A 19,913-nucleotide genomic window follows, 5' to 3' on the forward strand; every position below is an offset into this window, starting at 1 on the left:
GGATGGGGATCAGATCAAGGTTGCGACAGGCAGCCGTAGTTAGCACGGCTGCTTTGGTGACAGCGTGTACTATATTTACAACAGGAACAGATCAGGTAAAAGCTGCTGAGCCATCGCAGCCAGTGGAGGAGAAATTTCAGGGGGATTATGCAAAAGGAGAACTGATCATTCAGTTTAATCGTGCGCTGGAGAAAGCGGAACGGCAAGCGATTTATACAAGATATGGTTTATCCGAAGAAGATAGCCTGCAGCATGGTCTTTTTGTCCATGCATCGATTAAGAAAAAACAAGAGCTGTCAACAGTAGCAGCTGAGTTAATGAAGGAAGAGGCAGTTAAACAAGTAGAGCCCAATTATCAGCTTACTAATACATTTAAGCCAAGCGATTCTTATTATAATCGCCAATGGTTTCATTCAAAGATTAACGCACCGAAAGCATGGGACCGAACACGCGGCAGCTCCCAAGTTACGGTCGCAGTTATTGACGGAGGAATGGATACGCGTCATGTTGAGTTTAAAAGTCGTCTTGTGAATCCGTATAACGCAGTAACTGGCCGTACCGCTTTGCCGTTTGATAACCATGGCACACACGTTGCAGGGATTATTGGGGCGGCTATGAATGGCTCGGGTGTAACGGGTGTCGCTCCAGGGGTAAAGATTATGCCAATTAATGTATTTCAAGGAGAGTATGCAGATAGTTATACGATTGCTGAAGCGATGATATATGCAGTGGATAAAGGAGCTGACATTCTTAATTTAAGTCTGGGAAGCTATTCGTATAGCAATGTTATAGAATATGCGGCAAACTATGCTATCAATAAAGGTGCAATGGTTGTTGCAGCTGCCGGAAATGAGGATACCAGTTTGCCATTTTACCCAGCTGCTTTGTCTAACGTTATTAGCGTCAGTGCGACCAGCTCGTTGGATAAAATCGCTGACTTTTCTAATTTTGGTCGCTATATTAATCTATCAGCGCCAGGGGAAGACATTTTATCAACAACGGTTAATAACTCCTATAGCTATATGGATGGCACTTCTATGGCAGCTCCGGTTGTTTCAGGAACGTCCGCACTCGTTTTGTCAAAAAATCCTTTTTTATCTCCGCAGCAGGTCACACGGATTTTATACAAGTCATCTGTAGATCTAGGAACGAAATCATGGGATTCTTTTTATGGGAATGGTCGCGTTGATGCATATAAGGCGCTTGCAGCAACACCTGAACCGATGGGAAGCATTTCACTTAATACAACGGAATTTAAAGTCACCGGCAGCAATAATCTTAGAGCTGGACTTTCTGTGAGCGGTAGCATGAGAGGAACGGTGTATGTAGAAGGTGCAAATGGAAAAAATGTCCGCACGCTTATAAGCGGAGCAGCACCGCAAAAAGGCGGCTTTGTTGCCTATTGGAATGGAAAGCTGGCAGACGGTACCATAGCACCGGCAGGAAAATATTCCATTGTGTTCCGGACATTCGATAATCATCAATCTTTAACGAAGAAAGCAGCAGTTAAATTGATCCATAACTTGCCGCCTTCTATTAAGGCAGAAGTCGTTAATGAAGCTTCCTCAGCTTCTCAAACAAATGTAAATATCAAATTTACCATTAATAAAAGCTTGTTTGTCACGGCGGCTGTCTACAATAATAAAGGACAACTAGTCAAAACGTTGTTGAATAAAAAGGCGTTGCCGGCCCGAAGTCACCGTCTTTCCTGGAATGGGACAAATGAAAATGTAAAGAGAATGCCTGAGGGCACTTATAAACTGGTTATCACTGGCAGGGACTTACAGAACAATCAGGTAACAGAAGAAACTCCTATTAATTTGTAAAAAACTCCAGGCGTCTGCCTGGAGTTTTTTATCTTTGAGTAGGCATAACCCGGGCGGCTTTGCGTTTATCCAGCATTTTCTTAACGATAGGATAGAGAATCGGTCCATATTTAATAGCTAGCCTCATTAAAGAAGATAAGCCTCTTTTTTTACTCATTGTGTTTACCACCTTTTTTAGAGCGTTAATTATAATTTAACTTCCCCTTTTTTAAATTTATTAAACGATACGGACGAGCCACTTTTTACATGTTATAATTAAAGGGATATTTTACTAGAAAAGGGGAAAAATGATGAAAAAAATAGCGTGTCTCTTAATGGCAGTTGCAATGATTTGTTCATCCGCTATCACGTTGCCTTTCTCAAAAGCGGATGCCGCCGTTATTTGGGATGGGATAGAATTAAAACAAGGGACGATCGGCAAAGTAACTATCTTAAAAGATACCCCTTTATTTACACGATCAAAGGGGAAAATTGTAAAAGTAAAAACATTGAAAAAAGGCCAGACAGCAAGCGTATTTGCAGTCACAAAAGGGTATTATCATCTTTATAAAAAAACATTTATTAAGAAAAATTCCTATGCTAAATTTACACCTGTTCCAAAAGATGTGCAGTATGAATTAAACAAAGAATATCGAACAGTGTATTACGGGTTAAAGCTTAATAAAAAACATCGATATACGTATTATGATGTAGAGAATGGGAAGGAAAATTGGGCATACAAAGGAACAGCATACGGCTGGGATGTTTGGACAGTGAACGGGGACAATGGGTATGCTTATAGAGAGAATAAAGAGTGGATGCGCTTAGGTTTGGCCAATTCTGATTTCATCTTTTTGAATATTAAGCTGCCGCTAAAAAAAGGAAGCTATTGGAAGGACGATCTTTACGGCGTTCATCATCGTGTCCTATCAGTCAATAAAACAGTTAAGACACCAGCAGGCACTTTCCAACATGTCATTGAGATCAAGGATTCGGAAAACTTCTACTACTATTTTGCTCCGAACGTCGGTCTCATTCTCACAGTAGATAACAACGGAAAATCACCAAAGCGAGTATTTGAACTGCAAAAAATAAATTAATTTGTAAAAAACTTCATTCTCTGGAATGAAGTTTTTTTACAGAAACGATGCGCCTGCCCAAAAGCCTGTTATAATTAAAGCCGAAACGGGAAAATTGTTAATAAATATAAGTGAAAGAAGGATTTACCCTATATGTATAATTTACAAGCTGGCACGATTGTCACATTGGATGTGAAAAATGAAGCGCCATTTGGCTGGTTTCTGACAGACGGAGAAGAAACAGTTTTGCTGCATCATTCAGAGATACAAGAAGGATTTGACCCCGATGAACCGGTGAAAGTTTTTCTTTTCCAAGATCATCAGGGACGACTTGCGGCAACGATGAAGATGCCGATGATTACACAAGATACGTATGAATGGGTAGAAGTTGTTGGTGTAGAGGAAAAGCTCGGTGTGTTCGTTTCGATCGGCATTACAAAAGATATACTCGTGTCGGAAGATGACTTGCCGTTCCTATATTCCGTGCGGCCAATTGTTGGAGACCGACTTTATTGCACGTTGAGGCTTGATAAGAGAGGCCGTCTATTTGCCAAGCCGGCTACAGAAGAGGTAATGGCTAAACAGTTTACCAAAGCTTCTAAGAAAGATTTTAATAAGGATATAACGGGCATTGTTTATCGTGCAACGAAGGTGGGCACATTTATTATTACAGCAGAAGGCTATCGCGGATTCATTCATGAGTCTCAGCGGCAAGAAGAGCCGCGGCTCGGACAGAAGGTAGATGGGCGTATTATCGATGTAAAAGAGGATGGCTCTGTTAATGTGTCTCTTATTGGACGAAAGCAGGAAGTTCAACAAGACGACGCTGAAAAAGTATACGCATACTTACTGCAAAGAGGCGGTTCCATGCCTTATAGCGATAAGAGCTTCCCGGAAGAAATTGAAAAGCGTTTTTCGATGAGTAAAGGTGCTTTTAAGCGGGCGCTTGGCAAGCTGATGAAAGAAAAGAAAGTGTACCAGGAAGAAGGATGGACATATCAAGTAAAGGAATAACAGTTGGGGCTGCCGGGAACTTTCCGGCAGCTTATTTTTATTGACAAATCATTTGGAGATATTTGTTATATCGTTATATGATATATCGGTAATGGATATAATGAAGTCTATGCGATTGAACAATCACAGGACTCATTACTTTGCTGGAATTCACACATAGTAGGCGAAAAATCTATAAAGCTACCGAAAAGGGCAAAAATATGCTCTGCAATGAAGTAAGCAGGCGAAGTCATACGGTTCAACAAGGCGAGCTGTCATTCCAACTGTTAGAGGAGGGGAAGGAAAATGAAAAAACAGAAGGACAAGCGTTATATTTCATCAGGCGGCTTGGCATTCTCTGAAGGAAAAGATATGAAAAAGTTAAGCAAGCTGGCCAAAAAAGGGTGGATCCTTCAATCTTTTGCACCATTAGGTTATACGCTTCGAAAAAGCAATCCTCGCCACCTCATCTATAGTCTTGACTATCAAGACGTTCCTAAAGCGGAGATGGAGGGTTACTATGCTATTTTTAGAGCAGGCGGATGGAAGCCTGTTTGTTCAGCAGGAGGCATGCACATTTTTTCTGCTGTTCCGGGAATGAGGCCCATTTATACAGGCCGGTCAACGATTGTTTAAAAGTACAAGCGAGCTAAAGGGATAATTAGCAAAGTGACTGTATTTCTTCTAGCCTTAACCATCCTTGTATTCTTTCTCAGTTCTATGCTCTTCTCAGACAGCACAGGAGCAATTAATGATATTGTCTATTGGATTCGTGTGCTTCCGCTCATTTTTTTATCCCCAGCGGCAGCTACCTGGCTGGCCTATCAGATTAGAATTAGCCAGCAAAAGGGATAAATGTTTGGCAAGCTGAGTCGTTTACACGCCATACCGACCAATAAAAATAGTTTACTGACTACCCACATTTAATTCTGAAGCAAACGACCAAAAAGCAGCCCGAGGGCTGCTTTTTATTGTTCATAGTCATTTGATATTTTTAGCTTATCAATGATGGCAAAGAACAGGCTGACAAAGATGGCGATGATAGTTGCAAGAGCCATTCCTTTCAACTCAAAGTTGCCGAATTTCAAAGTAGCACCGCTAAGGCCAATAACGAGTACAACAGTCGTTAAAATCATGTTGGTCGCTTTGGAATAGTCTACTTTCGATTCAACGAGCATGCGCAAGCCAGATACGGCAATGCTTCCGAACAGCAGAAGCGAAAGGCCACCCATAACCGCTGTAGGAATCGTAGAAATCAAAGCGGCCAGCTTGCCGAGGAAAGACAGGATGATCGCCATCACTGCGGCCCCACCGATTACCCAGGTTGAATATACTCTCGTTAAAGCGAGGACACCGATATTCTCTCCATAGGTAGTATTCGGAGTAGAGCCAACAAAGCCAGAAATGACTGTTGAAATCCCGTTTCCAAGTAAAGAAGTGCCTAAGCCTGGTTTTTTCATCAAGTCACGGCCGACAATGTTTTGTGTAACAACAAGATGACTAATGTGCTCAGCGATAACTACAAGAGCAGCTGGCAGAATAATTGCCATGCTTGACCAATCGAATTCTGGACGGTAAAACGTTGGTAAAGCAAACCAATGAGCCTCTTTTACCGGTTGGAAATCAACGAGCCCGTAAAAGACAGCAATAATGTAGCCTGCGACGATTCCAATTAAAATGGGGATAATTCTTAGAAATCCGCGGAACATGACGTTACCAACGATCGTAATGCCAAGTGTTAGCAAGGAAACGGTAATCACATCTGCATCGGGTGTCCATTTTGCAGGATCCGCATCTCCCGAAGGAACTAACCCAGCCATGCCAGCAGCCACTGGAACAAGCTCAAGCCCAATAACAGCCACAATCGCACCCATCGCTGCTGGCGGGAAGATAACATCTACCCATTTAGTTCCAGCCACACGAATAATGAGAGCTACCAAAATAAAGACAATACCAGTGGCGATAAAGCCGCCAAGCGCCGCTCCGTAGCTCTTTGTTGAGAGCACCAAGAGCACCGGAGAAATAAACGCAAAGCTTGAACCGAGGTAAGCAGGAACCTGTCCTTTACATAGAATAAGATAAATTAATGTACCAATCCCATTCATTAACAAAATAGTTGCCGGGTTGACGCCGAACAAAATAGGCACGAGGACTGTTGACCCGAACATCGCAAATAAGTGCTGCAAACTAAGCGGGATCATCGCCGCAACCGGCGGCCGCTCATCAACTTGATAGGTACGCATAAATACCCTCCCTTTATCAAACACAAATTGTAGCTATTATACAGTAATTAACCGTTAAATTTCTATAAAAAATTAAATTATTTTTGAAAAAGTAGGAGGCTCCTTCTTGTTTTATTGTATTGCAAACAAGCCGTTTCTATGAATCATTGCAATAATAGTAAGGAAAGCAACGAGGAAATCGATATATCAAGGAAGCGTTTTAATTCTGGCGCTGTTAGAGGATCTATTTTCTCTGAGCAGCTTCCATCATTTCTATTAAAGATTTTTGTTTTTTCTGAGGAAAGTTTGTTAGAAGAGCACCGTCTTGTTTAGATGTTCTAATCCGCAGCCAGAATAGAAACGGCCCTATATGCATGTTCGCTCCGTGGCGGGGCCATACATAAAGGACATCAAGAAAATGTAAAAATAAATGCCCTTCATTTAATTAGGGTTAACGGAAGGATGGAAGAGAATGGCCAAAGGGATGAAACGTCTGTTTCATCTCTATCATATTAAGAATATTTTTCTTTTTAGTTGAGCGGTAGAGTCCAAGTAAATAGAGAAGCGATAAAGGAAAGAAGGTAAAGAAGCGAACGAATGAATAAAAAAGACAAAAAATGTTCGTAATTTTTTAGGCTCCTTTTAAAAAAGCAATGAAAGCGTTACCAATTGAAAAATAGAAAAAAAGTTGCCAGACCGCCCCTTGATAAGTAAAGAGTAATAATTTATAATTCATGAATATTATTAATGTATAAATTTTCTGATTCCAAATTTAAAACGAATGAGGGAGTTCACGTGAAGAGAGTATACAATTTTTCGGCAGGACCTTCTATGTTGCCGCTGCCAGTATTAGAAAAAGCACAAAAAGAATTAGTCAATTATGCAGACTCTGGTATGTCAGTCATGGAGTTAAGCCATCGTTCGGGGTTATTCACAGAGATTATTACCGGTGCGGAACAACTGCTGAGAGATTTAATGAACATTCCAGATAATTATAAAGTGCTGTTTATTCAAGGGGGCGCTTCCCAGCAATTCGCAATGGTTCCACTCAACTTGTTGGCAAACAGTAAAAAGGCAGACTATGTGAACACTGGTTCATGGTCTAAAAAAGCAATTAAGGAAGCAAAGAAATATGGAGATGTTCGTGTAATTGCTTCTTCAGAAGATGAGAACTTCAGTTACATTCCGGAAATCAACAGCAGCATGATTGATCCAGAAGCTGACTACGTACATATTACAACAAATAATACTATAGAAGGAACAGCTTTCAGAAACATTCCGGATACAGGCGGCGTGCCGCTCGTTGCTGATATGTCCTCCAACATTTTATCAGAAGAGATCGATGTATCGAAATTCGGTTTGATCTATGCTGGTGCTCAGAAAAACATCGGGCCAGCTGGATTGACAGTTGTCATTATTAGAGAAGACTTGATCGGTCATGCGCCGGAAAGCTGCCCGACGATGCTTGATTATAAGACGCATAGCGAGAGCGGTTCTCTATACAACACGCCGCCAACTTATGGCATTTATATGGCAAAGCTCGTATTTGAATGGTTGCAGGAGATTGGCGGTTTAAAAGAAATGGAGAAGATCAATCGCAAAAAAGCAGAGCTGTTATACAATTTTCTTGAACAGTCAACGATGTTCAACTCTCCAGTTAGAAAAGACAGCCGTTCCATTATGAATATTCCGTTTGTATCACCATCTGCGGAATTAGATGCGGCGTTTGTTAAAGAAGCAAAAGCAGCAGGTCTTGAAACATTGAAAGGCCACCGTTCCGTTGGCGGAATGCGCGCTAGTATCTATAATGCGATGCCGGTTGAAGGGGTAGAGGCCCTCATTCAGTTTATGAAACAATTCCAAGAAAAACATGCACAATAAAAGGGGAGACGGACAGTTGTTTACTATAAAAACACTAAATAATATTGCCGAATGCGGCTTAAATGTTTTTACTAACGAAAACTTTACGATCGATAATGACAGTGAAAACCCGGATGCCATTGTTCTGCGCAGCTTTAACATGCATGACATGGAAATTGGTGGGAATGTAAAAGCCGTTGCCCGTGCGGGAGCTGGCGTGAACAACATTCCAGTCAGCGATTATACAGAGCGCGGCATCGTCGTTTTCAACACGCCAGGAGCAAATGCGAACGCGGTAAAAGAGCTTGTACTCACTACTTTAATTTCATCTTCTCGTAACGTATTTGCGGGTATCGCTTGGACAAGAGGACTTGAGGGTCAGGGCGATCAAATTCCAAAGCTTGTTGAAGCAGGCAAAAAGCAATTTGTCGGTAAAGAAATCAAAGGAAAAACACTTGGTGTTATCGGGCTTGGTGCTGTTGGAGCGCTAGTTGCGAACGACGCGCTTGATCTTGATATGGATGTTATCGGTTTTGATCCGTTCATTTCTGTCGATACTGCCTGGAGCTTATCTCGTAATGTTCAACGTGCTATGACAATTGAACAATTGTTTGCGAAAAGTGATTACATTACTGTTCACGTTCCGCTCACAGACACAACAAAAGGTATGTTCAATACAAACACGTTTGATATTATGAAAGAAGGCGTTCATATTCTGAACTTCTCCCGTGGAGAGCTTGTGAACGAACAAGACATGGCAGCTGCACTTGAAAGCGGCAAGGTCGGTAAGTATGTAACCGACTTCCCAAATGAAAACGTCTTGAAAATGAAAAATGCTGTGCCGATCCCACATCTAGGTGCTTCTACGAAAGAGTCAGAAGAAAACTGTGCGATCATGGCAGCCCGTCAAGTAAAAGATTATTTAGAAACAGGGAATATCAAAAACTCTGTGAATATGCCAAATGCCTCTCTTCCTTATACAGGAAAGCGCCGGGTAACTGTTTACCATCGCAACATTCCGAACATGGTTGGACAGATTACTTCTGCTTTATCTGAATACAGCTTAAATATTGCAGACATGGTGAACAGAAGCCGGGGCGACTTTGCTTATACAATGATTGACATTGACAATAAAGTAAACGGTGACGTTATCCCGGGACTTGAAGAGAAAATCAGCCAAATTGAAGGCGTTGTTACAACGCGTATTATTTAATAAAAAAAGTCGCAGCTACTCCTAAAGTAGCTGCGGTTTTTTTTATATATGGAAAAAATAACATTTATTTCAAAAACATGCAAAAAGTGAAACTATTTGTCTTTCTTTTACGTTATTATTAAACAGGTAAACAAAAAATTCAGGAGGAACGAATAAGATGAAGACGTGGAAAAAGGTATTGGCCCTCGGCCTCTCTGCTGTTATGGTTTTTCCAGCAGCAGCTGGGGCATCCGTACATAATCAAGAAGTAAAGGTGTTCCAGCAGGTTTCTGAACAGACACCTGTTACTGCGGCTGCTTCTGAAAAAAATAAAGAAGCGTATAAAGCATTAAAAGAAATGAATGAGCTAGTTGATACGAACACACTAGTCATTAAATATACTAAGCCGCTTAACAGAGCCATCCATAAGAAAGCGGGAACCGTGCTGGTCCGCTCGCTGCCGAAGCTTGGCTATGATATTGTCCATGTGCCGAAATCCAAAAAAGTAAGTGATGCGATGAAGGTATACCGACAGCAAAAAGGGATTTCTTCTATTACTCCCAGCGTGAAATATAAACAATTTGCGACTGCACAAAGTGATCCGAAAAAAAGTAAAATGTACCACTTGCCATTGCTAAATATTGATAAGGCATTAAAGCTTTCCGGCAAACACAAGGTAACTGTAGCAGTGGTCGATGGTGGAGTAGATTACAAGCATCCAGATTTGCAGGGACAGCTGCTGCCGCCGTATAACGCAGCAGACCCAGCGAACAACCCAGTTCGTGATTTGCACGGAACCCATGTGGCAGGGATTATTGCTTCTAAAGCAAACAATGGCATTGGCGGCCATGGTGTAAATCCGAATGCCAAAATTTTACCTATAGATGTATTTAACGGCAAGATGTCAGCGAATGACTTTACGATCGCCGAAGGAATTCTATACGCTGTAGCAAAAGGGGCAGACGTTATTAATCTGAGTCTTGGCGGCTTTGCTTCCTCACCGCTCGTGGAAGAAGCGATCCGTGAGGCGATTGACAGCGGAGCGGTAGTAGTGGCAGCTGCCGGGAATGAATCAACAGATATTTATTCTTATCCGGCTTCTTACCCTGGTGTAATCAGTGTCGGAAATATTGGCCGCAATAAGAGATTATCTGATAGTTCGAATTTCGGTCCTTCTGTTGATGTAGTGGCTCCAGGAGAAGATATCTACAGTACAGCTTATGAAAAAGACGGCAAAGGATCGAGCTTTGCTATGCTAACCGGCACCTCTATGGCAGCTCCAATGGTTGCTGGTGTTGTCTCTTTATTGAAGTCCAAGCATCCCGAACTGTCTGCTTATGATATTGAAAATATTTTGGAAAGAACAGCGACAGACCTGGGGGCAAAAGGCTATGATACAACCTATGCTAATGGATTGGTTAACCCGCTGGCTGCACTGTCCTATGACATCAAAAAGCTGCCAAAGAAGCAGGTCCTGACCAGTGAAACTCTCAGTCGCTCTGCAAAGCCGTTAACAGCAGGCAAGAACATGATGAAGGGGCAGCTAAAAACACCTGGTGAAACACACTGGTTTAAAATGAACTTAAATGAAAATGAACATGTCCAAACCGTATTAGAGGCAAGCCGCGATTATGATTATGGAATGGATTTTTACTTTGTTCCTGAAGGAGCCGAGACAGACGAAGGCATGCTCACGGAATATAATAAAGGCCGTGCTGGAGAAAAGGAAGGCTACTTATTTAAGGCTGAAGAAAAAGGAACGCTCTTTATTGGCATAAAAGATGTGAATGGCAGTTACAGTACAGCTGGTTTATCGTCTTACACATTCACAGCTGAAAAGATCAGCGGATTGAAAGCAGATCCTGACACGTCTGATCAACCAATAGTTATCAAATCACTTCCTTACAAAAAAGGGGATTTCACCTTATTCCCGGAAGAGGAAGGAATGCCTGACCATGATCATTACACCATCGAGGTCGATGAAGCAAAAGTGCTTTCTGTTTCCTTATCTGCTTTGCCAGGGGTAAACTCTGCCATGAGTCTTTCTATGATAACCGAGGAAGAGGAAGAAGAAGGCAACACGACAACAGTAGAAGAGATTGCTGAGGCTGATGATCGCGGCATGAGCGAGGGAGAAGTACTTTCTTTTAAAGCGGTGCCAGGAGTTAAATACCAGCTCACCGTAACAAATGAATCATTTGGCGATGCCGGGGGCATAGGGTCTCTTCTTGATTTACTTATGATGAACCCGGGAGCCTTTCAATTTGATGAATATGCAGCGTCTGCTTATCCTTATGAATTAAAAGTGGAAGAAAAGCAACTGCCGGAAGATGAAGATGGTCTGCCATTTAAAGAAGATTTAGAAACAGCGCTTGAAAAGGGGGAAATAGCCCCTGCAAAATACGCGCAAACAAAAGCTGCTGAAGCGATAGATGGCACGCTTGATGAAGAGCCGACAGAAGAAATGGAAGGCGAAATGACAAAAGCCATTTTGTCTAATGCCATACCGTACAAACTCGGAAATACAAAATCCGGTTATTTTCAACTAGAAGGGGATGAAGATTACTATTCTTTCACCCCTGCAGAGAACGGCATCTATGAGTTTGATGTTCAAAAAGGATCAAGCCAGCTGCCAGTTGCTACTGTTTTGCAATATGATAAAGAAACGAACGAGCTGATTCCGATTTCAGGCGGTGAAGAGGATCTTCTCAGCCTGATTATGAGTCTGCTTGGCGGCGCAAAAAATAATAAAATGACGATGGCTCTTAAAAAGGGAGAAACCTACATTCTGCGTTTGGCAAATGAAACGTACAATATTTCTGCAGACCCATACACGATCCGTTCCAAGAAGCTGGCTTATACGCCACAGGGAACTGGACAGAATGAGAACACCCCTGAAAACGCAAAAATGCTTAAGCCAGGAACAGCATTTAAGAATTACTTTATTTATCCAGGGGATACTGGCTTTTATTACTTTAAAAATAGTGGTAAACAGGCAGTCTATCGTTTAAATATTGATCAAGGAAAATTAACAGCAGCTGAAAAAGCAGCGATTCCTTATGATCTTCGTCAACCGGCTATTTTCACTGGCGCACTCATCGAAGATACGAACGGTGACAAGGTATTAGACGAAGAAGAGCAGCTGAAGTCTATCCCATTTGGCCCTAACTTGCTTGAGTTGTCATTTGAAACAAAAGCAAACCTTTCCTTTATGGCAAAAGAAGACACGGGGTATTTCCTTGCAGTCAGTTCATTCCTTTCCATGAAGCCGAGTCTCCAGCCGTATGAAATAAAGTTGGCTGATATGAAAGATGCACTAAAAGATGGCGATGGCAAGGTGGTAAACCATGTACCTCAAAAGCCGATTTCTTTAAAGAAGATGAATGGACATCTTGGGATAAATGGGTATATGAACGCCGGTGTTCCGTTTGGTGATATCGATCACTTCGTCTTAAATGTAACAAAAGATAGAACGTTTTCTCTTGCGTTAGAAATGGAAGATGGGCTGGACGGAAAAATTGAAATTTATAACGCCAAGGGTGTGCTCGTTCAAAGCTTTGATCATTACGGAAGCGGCGATGAAGAATTGGCTGTCATCCAATTGAAAAAAGGAAAGTACTTTATCGAAATTAGCGAAACAGAAGGCCGCGCTTCTGCACAGCCGTACAAACTGACAGTAAAGTAAGAAAGACTTGAGTAGAGGAAAAACACAAAGCGGTTCGATTGATAAGCTGCTTTGTGTTTTTTTTATAGGTCTTCATCCATTCACTTATTTAATTTTAACTTTTGGAGAGCCATTATAATGGTAATGTAATCGGGGTCGGCCAGGCCGGCTTCGCAGCAGGTTATTACTCAAGAAAATCAAAGGTAATTTTGGTACAAGAAGTCAAGATAGTATTTTCAGATGGGAGTGTGGCCTCTTTTGAAAATGTTATCTAGGCTATGGGGATTTACATCTTCTTATGAATGAATTCCAATAGCCCCGAGTAGGGAGTCGATTCATTAGCGGGGATAAGCCTAATAAGCGGCCTGTATTTTATTGGCAAGCAGACCCTTTTCTTCTAGAGGAGAAGGGTCTGCTTGGCATAGGGACGTGACCAATGCAGGGAGACGCCTTAATAATGAATACCGTTTTCCTGTTAATCTCCAGTCTTTTTTCTGCTATTGATAGTTTGACAGATTACCAGTAGAAATAAAAAAACAGAGCGAAATTTCGCTCTGTTAAATAAAATTATGACAATACACCCATTAACATAAATTTCAATCGTTCGGTTTTTGTTAGTTGCTCTAGCTGTTTCTTCTGTATGGCTGTATAATCGGCCGGCGTAATAAAACGATCTTGCTTAGCGATGAGTTTCTCGGGATGGGCTACAACCTTTTCGCCAGCTTTTAAGCCGCTCTTAATTTCTTGAAGGCCGTCCACAAGAAGCCCTTTTTGCACGGCTCTTTTTTCAATTTGCCCTTTTGTATTTAAGACAAATACATAAGAGTGATTGCCGGTTTTCATCAAGGTAGAAGCAGGGACGGTTACAGCTTGTAAAGCTTCCTTTGTGACGACTGTAACATTTGCTTTCATACCCGGCAACAGCTGATCAGCCGCTTCTTTCATATTGCTTTTATCAAGCTGAGCGGTGAATGGATATAAGCTCTTTCTTTTCACAGACGGTTCCTGCTCTGGAAACTTTTCGATGCTTGAAATTTCACCTTGAAAGGTAACTGGAAGGGGATCGACAGAGGCATGGATCATTAATCCTTCCTTTACTTTATTCATTTGCTGTTCGTCAAAGACACCTTGAACAGCCGCTTCGGGAGAGCGGATAGTGATAATCGGATTATCGAGACGAGCATTTAGATTTTTAACAACGCCTTCTTTTTCACTTTTGACGACTAAGTTGTTCTTTTTAGATTCAGTCTGTGAAATTAAGGAATCATATTTACGAATTTCTTCTTCTAATTTCAGTTTTTCTGTTTCTTGATCAATAATGTCTTTTTCAACGGTTACTTTGGCAGCACTGTCTTTCTTATCGTCTTTCTCGTCATCTTTCTTATCATCTGCTACCCTTTCTTCCCTTTCTATCTTATCTAAAATCGTATTCAATTTAGATATTTGTCCATCAATTAATTGAACTTGCTTCTCTGTTTGTTTCTTTTCTGCCTCTAATTCTTCTATTTCTTGCTCAAGTTTGGATGATGAATATTCAAATAGCGGTGTGCCTGCATCGACCTGTTGGCCTTTTTCTACGAGGAACCTTAAAAATGTTCCTTCATTTTTATCGAAATAAATCGGATATTCATCTGCTGGAATGATCACACCTGTTGTTTGGAAGGATTCAACCACGTCATCTTTTGCCGATTGATTCCATTCTGTCAGCCATTGTGACCGGTCAGCTTTGCTGTCTTCTTTAAAGGTTAAACACAAGTTGCCGGCAATGATCAGCACACTTGCTGTCAGCCAGACGGATTTCTTTATTCTTTTCATATGCCCCGCCGCCTCCTTCTCTCTTAAAATAAGCGGTCAACATGGATGGAAGTGAACAAAGTAGAAAAAAGCCAGATTGCAAGGGTAACTGCTAAAATCAGTAAAAGAACAAAACGCGGGCTTTTCTCTGAACTTTGTTTTAAAAACTTATATTGCAGGCTGATGGCCCAGATTTGAAACAGAGTAATAAAGCTAAAAAAGCTTGTTATTAACTCGTTTTTTGATGCATATTGAGCGAGTACGCCGAGTGAAAAAGGAGAAGAATCTCTCGGAATAGCAAGCGTGATATTTAATAGAATTAATAAGCAAAACTCAATTAAATAAATGACATAGACAAATGATTGCAAGACAAGTAACTTACGAAAATCTACTTCTAAAAAAGTCCAAAATAAAAGCGCAGGCAAGAACAAGATAATTAGTGGATAAAGAAAGCCCCAAATGGTACTTCCAATAGTGAACCACATTTTCTGTCCCTGGATTTCCGCGTTGTTCGTGTCCGCCAAATAGGCAGAGACTGATTCAGATTGAATGCCCAACAGGCCGCTTAAAAAGTACAAGGCTGTACTGATGATGATTAATAAAGAAATGCGGCTCCATAATCCTTTCATTTGTTCCGCATGGTCCAGCTGATAGAAACGATCACTCGGACGAAACAGCCCTTTAATTAGCTGCACACGATAAATCATCTAAAATCCTCCAATGAAGTAATGTAAATTGACATCTTTTTTTATTATATACAACTCCCTCTGTTCATACCAATATAATCTAACAGAATTTGATAAAAAGCGAGTTATTTTGAAGGGGCAATAATGGAGGGGAAATGTAGAATAATGTAACAAATAAAACAGTGGCTTTTAAAATAGTGATAGATTAAGCAGCTGCTTTTTCAGCTGAAATATGACAAAAAGCTTAATAGATAGAGGTTAATGGCGATTTTTGCGAAAAGGAAAATGTATCAGAAAATTATAACGTTTGAAATGTGCGTGTAAAGAAACAAACATGCTAGTGTAATAGTCTCGTTATAATTCCATGATAGAATGAGGCACATGTTACAGAAAAACAAGGGGGTCTTTCATTCGTGAGAAAAGCTATTATGTCTTTGGTTCTTGCTTGCGTACTATTCAGCACATCTGCTGTAGAAGCAGCTTCAGTGAGTCACACAGTACAAAGAGGAGATACCTTATGGAGCATTGCACGAGAGTATAAGACGACTGTTAATCAATTAAAACAATGGAACAATTTAAAATCAGAAAACATCAAAGTTGGCCAAAAATTGGTCCTTCAAAATACAACTAAGAAAGCTGACGCTAAGCCGGCAGCAAGCAAACCACAGGCCGTCAAAGCCGCCAAGGTACTGACTGTGAGATCAACAGCTTATACGGCTTCATGCAAAGGCTGTTCAGGTGTTACAGCAACAGGCATCAACTTAAAGAAAAACCCAAATGCAAAAGTCATTGCCGTCGATCCAAAAGTTATCCCGCTTGGGACGAAAGTATACGTAGAGGGATACGGCCAAGCCGTTGCTGGTGATAAAGGCGGCGCCATTAAAGGAAACAAAATCGACGTTCATGTTCCGAATAAAACACAAGCAAAGCGTTGGGGAGTACGGACAGTAAAAGTACAGATTTTGAAATAAATAGATTGTAAGAAAAAAAGAAATCCACTTTATGGGTTTCTTTTTTTTATCTAAGGCCTGTTGAAGGTTGTTTGTTCAATAGCTGATTAGAGCGGAAAGGTCCGCCTGAAGCGAAAATCAACAACCAAATACCACAGTGATTTTATCCAACAAGAGAAAAAACATGTTCTAGGGCTTGCAGGAATTGTCTTATTTATTTCATCGAAGTTACAAGTATGCATAAAGTATCTTTTTGTAACAAGAACGTTATATAAAGCGGGAAAGCGTAATGGCTTCTTAAAATCATTACATGCTTTGGCGTGATACAATGAATTTCGTCAGCGGGTCATCGGGTGATTGACCGAACTGTTTATATAAATAAAAATTGTTTATTGCCATTAGTAGTGCCACTGGACACTTTACTTTTTAAAAAAGCTTCTTGCAGGCGGTTGTTTCTTATTTTCCCTTTTAATTGGAAACCTAAACTGGGAAGTTACCGCGTGCTAGAACAATCAGGAGGTTTTTCTATCATGAAAAAACAAATTATCGCACTTGCAGCTACTACAGTGATCGGCGGAGGTCTTTTCGGAACAGCTGCATCAGCACAAACATATACAGTAAAAAATGGAGATACATTATGGGGCATTTCTCAAAAAAATAATACAACTGTTCAACAATTAAAATCTTCTAATAACTTATCATCTGATTTAATTTTTCCTAATCAAAGATTGGAAGTAGGCGGCAGCGCTGCTCCAAAAGCTTCTGCAGCGTCCAATGGAAACGGTACATACACTGTTCAACCTGGAGACACACTAGCCAAAATCGCTTCTAGAAATGGACTATCTGTACAATCTTTAAAAGCGATCAATGGCTTGTCCTCTGATAGAATTTATGCAGGTGACAAACTTTCTCTTTCCGGACAGGTAAAAGGAGTATCGACTTCTAGACCAGCAGCAACTAAAGCAGCTGCAGAGCCGGCAGCGGCTCAACAAGCACCACAAAGCGGTAAAACTATTTCTGTTTCAGCCACAGCCTATACAGCAAAATGTGCTGGCTGCTCAGGCGTTACAGCAACAGGCATTAACTTAAATGCGAATCCAAATGCAAAAGTCATTGCGGTTGATCCTAACGTAATCCCGCTAGGATCAAAAGTACATGTTGAAGGATACGGTACAGCTGTCGCTGGTGATACTGGCGGAGCGATTAAAGGAAATCGCATCGATATCCATGTGCCAACGGAGTCTCAAGCTGTTAACTGGGGCCGCCGTACAGTAAATGTAACAATCCTAAATTAAAAAAAGATCCATCCAACCGAGCTTGACTAAATAATTTTTCTGAGCTAGAAAGCCGATCGGGTATAAAAGAAAAGGGCCGGCTGCTAAATACTTTTAGCAGCCGGCTTTTTTGTTTATTTTTTTAACGCATTTAAAACAGCGCTGGCTAGTATATCGGCGCCAATTTGAATGGCACGCGGGTCAAAGGACATTTTGGGATGGTGCAGCCCGGGCTTTAAGTCAGCTCCAATTCCCATCATAGATGCTTTTATCTTTGGGCGCTTAATGGTGTAAAAATGAAAATCATCACTTCCCGATGTGATAAGTGGATCTGCCAGCATTTCCCGGCCTCCATAGTCAAGAATACTTTGACGAAGCAATTCTTCCGCTTCTGTGTCTACTTCTGCTCCCGGGGTAAAGTCGAGCCACTCTGTCTCAATTTTCACCTCGAAAAGATGGCTTAGCTGATGAATTTTCTTTTCAATTATTTTCTGCATGTCCAACAAGACTGAGTTTTTCTGAGCGCGCACATCAAGCCCAAATTTCGCAGTGCCAGGAATAATATTCAAGCTTTGGCCTCCGGCTTCCACATAGGTCATTTTGACAGAATACGGTTCAAAAGGGGAGAAATGAACTAACTTTAGCTGTTCGTTTATAACAGAAATAATGTCAATTGCATTTGTTCCCTGATGAGGTCGAGCACCGTGTGCATCATCTCCTATTATTTTTCCGGTTAAAAAAGTGACGGCGCCATGATGAACAGAAGGGGTGACTTTGCCGAAGGGCAGTTCTTCAATAGGACGTAAATGGATGCCAAACAAATAATCCACATCATCAACAATGCCCTTTTCAACCATTTTTAAGGCGCCGCTGCCGGTTTCTTCGGCAGGCTGAAAAATAAAGCGGACTGTGCCGTTTGTTACTTGATTTTTTAATTGCAGAATGGTGCCGATAACGATAGACATATGAGCGTCATGGCCGCATGAATGATTCGCCTGGAAGATACCATCAACTTCCTGCCAGAGCGCATCTATATCTGCACGGACGGCAACGATGGGTTTTCCGTTTCCGAGTTCAGCAATCAAGCCCGTACAATCGTCAAACAGGGAGACAAAGATTCCTTCTTTCTTTAGCAATTCGGTGATATACGCCGTTGTTTCTGTTTCTTTCCAGCTGATTTCCGGGTGTGTATGCAGATGCTGAAAAATATTCATCAACTGGCTGTCTGTCTTTTTCACGAACGATCCTCCTTTCTTATTTTATTGTCGCTCGAGAGACGGTTAATTCTTCTAATGCAGATTCATTGATCACAAGTCCAAGGCCTGGTTTATTGTTCAAGTGAACAAAAGGCACTTCGTACGTGAGGTCGCCAATGTCCTTGCTAAATAGCAGCGGGCCAGTTAATTCTGTACTTGTAATATTTTTTCTTGAAATCGCAGCGTGGTAGCCGGCTGCTGATCCAATCGATGATTCGACCATGGAGCCGATTTGGCAGTCAATTCCAGCGTATTCAGCCGCTTTTGCTATGTGGACCGCTGGAAAGATGCCGCCGCATTTCATTAGTTTGATATTAATCTTATCAACGGCGTCTTTTTTAATCATCTCTATTAGTTGTTCGCCATTTTGAATAGATTCATCCGCCATGAGTGGAATGGTGCATTGCCGCTTGATGTGTGCTAGCCCCTCAATGTCGCCGAGACGGATCGGCTGTTCAATCCAGGCAAGCTGCAAAGGCTCAAGCTGCTTCATCGCCTGAATAGCCACCGCATACGTATGCCAACCTTGATTGACATCTACCCGGATTGGAATGTTCCATCCGACTGCTTCTCGGACTGCCTGAATTCGCTTAACATCCATTTGTCTATCCATGCCGACTTTCAGCTTTAATGATTGAAAACCGGCTTCAATGGCTGCCCGCGCTTTGTCTGCCATTACTTCCGGCTCTTCGATACTTAATACTTTTGGATAAGTCAATTTTTTATGACTTTTTCCGCCGAGCAAATCGTACACAGGTAATCCAGCCGCCTTACCCATTAAATCGTAGCAAGCAATGTCAATTGCTGCTTTCGCAGCCGGGTTGGCAGTGATCGCTTGATTCATCTTATGATGGATATGCTCGATTTGGAAGGGATGTTCCCCCAGCACCACTGGCAAAAGAACATGGCGCAGAATTTCAATGCAGCTGTAAAAGCTTTCGCCCGTTACATGTTCATCAGGCACTGCTTCACCCCAGCCGATGAGCCCATTATCAGTTTCTAATTTAACAATGATAGACGGCATATGGTGAAAGGTAGCGTAAGAAATAATGAAAGGTGTTTTTAGCGGCAAATGAATGCCGAAAATTTCTGCTTTTGTAATATTCATTCTTGCTCTCTCCTTTGTATGTATATATAT

The 19,913-nt window shown here is 41.5% G+C and carries 16 protein-coding genes; 10 read left to right on the forward strand and 6 right to left on the reverse strand.

Features of this window, described 5'->3' with window-relative positions; genetic code table 11:
- Positions 1 to 2: 2 nt before the first annotated feature.
- Positions 3 to 1,826, forward strand: a complete 1,824-nt coding sequence (locus tag MKZ02_RS04735; protein WP_340852150.1) for a S8 family serine peptidase — start codon at positions 3 to 5, stop codon at positions 1,824 to 1,826.
- A gap of 28 nt (positions 1,827 to 1,854) precedes the next feature.
- Here the strand turns inward: MKZ02_RS04735 and MKZ02_RS04740 are convergent, their stop codons facing one another.
- A complete protein-coding gene (locus MKZ02_RS04740) occupies positions 1,855 to 1,983 on the reverse strand; it encodes a hypothetical protein (protein ID WP_340852152.1) in 129 nt (42 codons plus the stop codon).
- A 133-nt stretch (positions 1,984 to 2,116) separates the two neighbouring features.
- On the opposite strand from MKZ02_RS04740, the gene MKZ02_RS04745 reads away from it, so the two are divergent.
- The 4 genes from MKZ02_RS04745 to MKZ02_RS04760 all read left to right on the forward strand — a co-directional run bounded on the left by MKZ02_RS04745 (position 2,117) and on the right by MKZ02_RS04760 (position 4,732).
- Positions 2,117 to 2,905, forward strand: coding sequence for a hypothetical protein (locus MKZ02_RS04745; RefSeq protein WP_340852153.1), 789 nt, complete (start codon positions 2,117 to 2,119; stop codon positions 2,903 to 2,905).
- 132 nt (positions 2,906 to 3,037) lie between these two features.
- A complete protein-coding gene (locus tag MKZ02_RS04750) occupies positions 3,038 to 3,898 on the forward strand; it encodes a CvfB family protein (protein ID WP_120035038.1) in 861 nt (286 codons plus the stop codon).
- 285 nt (positions 3,899 to 4,183) lie between these two features.
- On the forward strand, positions 4,184 to 4,513 hold the full coding sequence (locus MKZ02_RS04755; RefSeq protein ID WP_340852155.1) for a DUF2812 domain-containing protein: 330 nt from the start codon (positions 4,184 to 4,186) through the stop codon (positions 4,511 to 4,513).
- Positions 4,514 to 4,546: 33 nt separating this feature from the next.
- On the forward strand, positions 4,547 to 4,732 hold the full coding sequence (locus MKZ02_RS04760; protein ID WP_340852157.1) for a hypothetical protein: 186 nt from the start codon (positions 4,547 to 4,549) through the stop codon (positions 4,730 to 4,732).
- 113 nt (positions 4,733 to 4,845) lie between these two features.
- Here the strand turns inward: MKZ02_RS04760 and uraA are convergent, their stop codons facing one another.
- On the reverse strand, positions 4,846 to 6,120 hold the full coding sequence (gene uraA, locus MKZ02_RS04765; RefSeq protein ID WP_340852158.1) for a uracil permease: 1,275 nt from the start codon (positions 6,118 to 6,120) through the stop codon (positions 4,846 to 4,848).
- 774 nt (positions 6,121 to 6,894) lie between these two features.
- Between uraA and serC the strand changes: the two genes are divergently transcribed.
- The 3 genes from serC (at position 6,895) to MKZ02_RS04780 (ending at position 12,836) form a co-directional block, all read left to right on the forward strand.
- On the forward strand, positions 6,895 to 7,980 hold the full coding sequence (gene serC / locus MKZ02_RS04770) for a 3-phosphoserine/phosphohydroxythreonine transaminase (RefSeq protein WP_120037966.1): 1,086 nt from the start codon (positions 6,895 to 6,897) through the stop codon (positions 7,978 to 7,980).
- Positions 7,970 to 9,172, forward strand: a complete 1,203-nt coding sequence (locus tag MKZ02_RS04775) for a phosphoglycerate dehydrogenase (RefSeq protein ID WP_120035027.1) — start codon at positions 7,970 to 7,972, stop codon at positions 9,170 to 9,172. Before serC ends, MKZ02_RS04775 begins: the two co-directional genes overlap by 11 nt.
- Positions 9,173 to 9,329: 157 nt before the next feature.
- Positions 9,330 to 12,836 (forward strand): S8 family peptidase, encoded by a 3,507-nt coding sequence (locus MKZ02_RS04780; RefSeq protein WP_340852160.1) that lies wholly within the window; start codon positions 9,330 to 9,332, stop codon positions 12,834 to 12,836.
- A gap of 546 nt (positions 12,837 to 13,382) precedes the next feature.
- On the opposite strand, the gene MKZ02_RS04785 is transcribed toward MKZ02_RS04780, so the two are convergent.
- Together MKZ02_RS04785 and MKZ02_RS04790 are read right to left on the reverse strand one after the other, a co-directional pair.
- The gene (locus MKZ02_RS04785; protein ID WP_340852161.1) at positions 13,383 to 14,630 is read right to left on the reverse strand and encodes an efflux RND transporter periplasmic adaptor subunit; all 1,248 of its coding nucleotides are present in this window, start codon (positions 14,628 to 14,630) and stop codon (positions 13,383 to 13,385) included.
- Positions 14,631 to 14,653: 23 nt separating this feature from the next.
- Positions 14,654 to 15,316: a hypothetical protein gene (locus tag MKZ02_RS04790; RefSeq protein WP_340852163.1), complete on the reverse strand. Its 663-nt coding sequence runs from the start codon at positions 15,314 to 15,316 to the stop codon at positions 14,654 to 14,656.
- Between the two features lie 392 nt (positions 15,317 to 15,708).
- On the opposite strand from MKZ02_RS04790, the gene MKZ02_RS04795 reads away from it, so the two are divergent.
- Both MKZ02_RS04795 and MKZ02_RS04800 read left to right on the forward strand, forming a co-directional pair.
- Positions 15,709 to 16,266: a 3D domain-containing protein gene (locus MKZ02_RS04795; RefSeq protein ID WP_120035018.1), complete on the forward strand. Its 558-nt coding sequence runs from the start codon at positions 15,709 to 15,711 to the stop codon at positions 16,264 to 16,266.
- Positions 16,267 to 16,775: 509 nt separating this feature from the next.
- Complete coding sequence (locus MKZ02_RS04800; protein ID WP_120035015.1) at positions 16,776 to 17,540, forward strand: 3D domain-containing protein; 765 nt, start codon at positions 16,776 to 16,778, stop codon at positions 17,538 to 17,540.
- Positions 17,541 to 17,653: 113 nt separating this feature from the next.
- On the opposite strand, the gene MKZ02_RS04805 is transcribed toward MKZ02_RS04800, so the two are convergent.
- The gene (locus MKZ02_RS04805) at positions 17,654 to 18,733 is read right to left on the reverse strand and encodes a M20 peptidase aminoacylase family protein (RefSeq protein WP_340856326.1); all 1,080 of its coding nucleotides are present in this window, start codon (positions 18,731 to 18,733) and stop codon (positions 17,654 to 17,656) included.
- A gap of 40 nt (positions 18,734 to 18,773) precedes the next feature.
- Positions 18,774 to 19,883 carry a mandelate racemase/muconate lactonizing enzyme family protein gene (locus MKZ02_RS04810; protein WP_340852167.1) on the reverse strand — a complete coding sequence of 370 codons (1,110 nt, stop codon included), beginning with the start codon at positions 19,881 to 19,883 and terminating at the stop codon, positions 18,774 to 18,776.
- Positions 19,884 to 19,913 lie beyond the last annotated feature (30 nt).

Source organism: Pseudobacillus sp. FSL P4-0506 (assembly GCF_038003025.1).
Lineage (GTDB): Bacteria > Bacillota > Bacilli > Bacillales > Domibacillaceae > Pseudobacillus.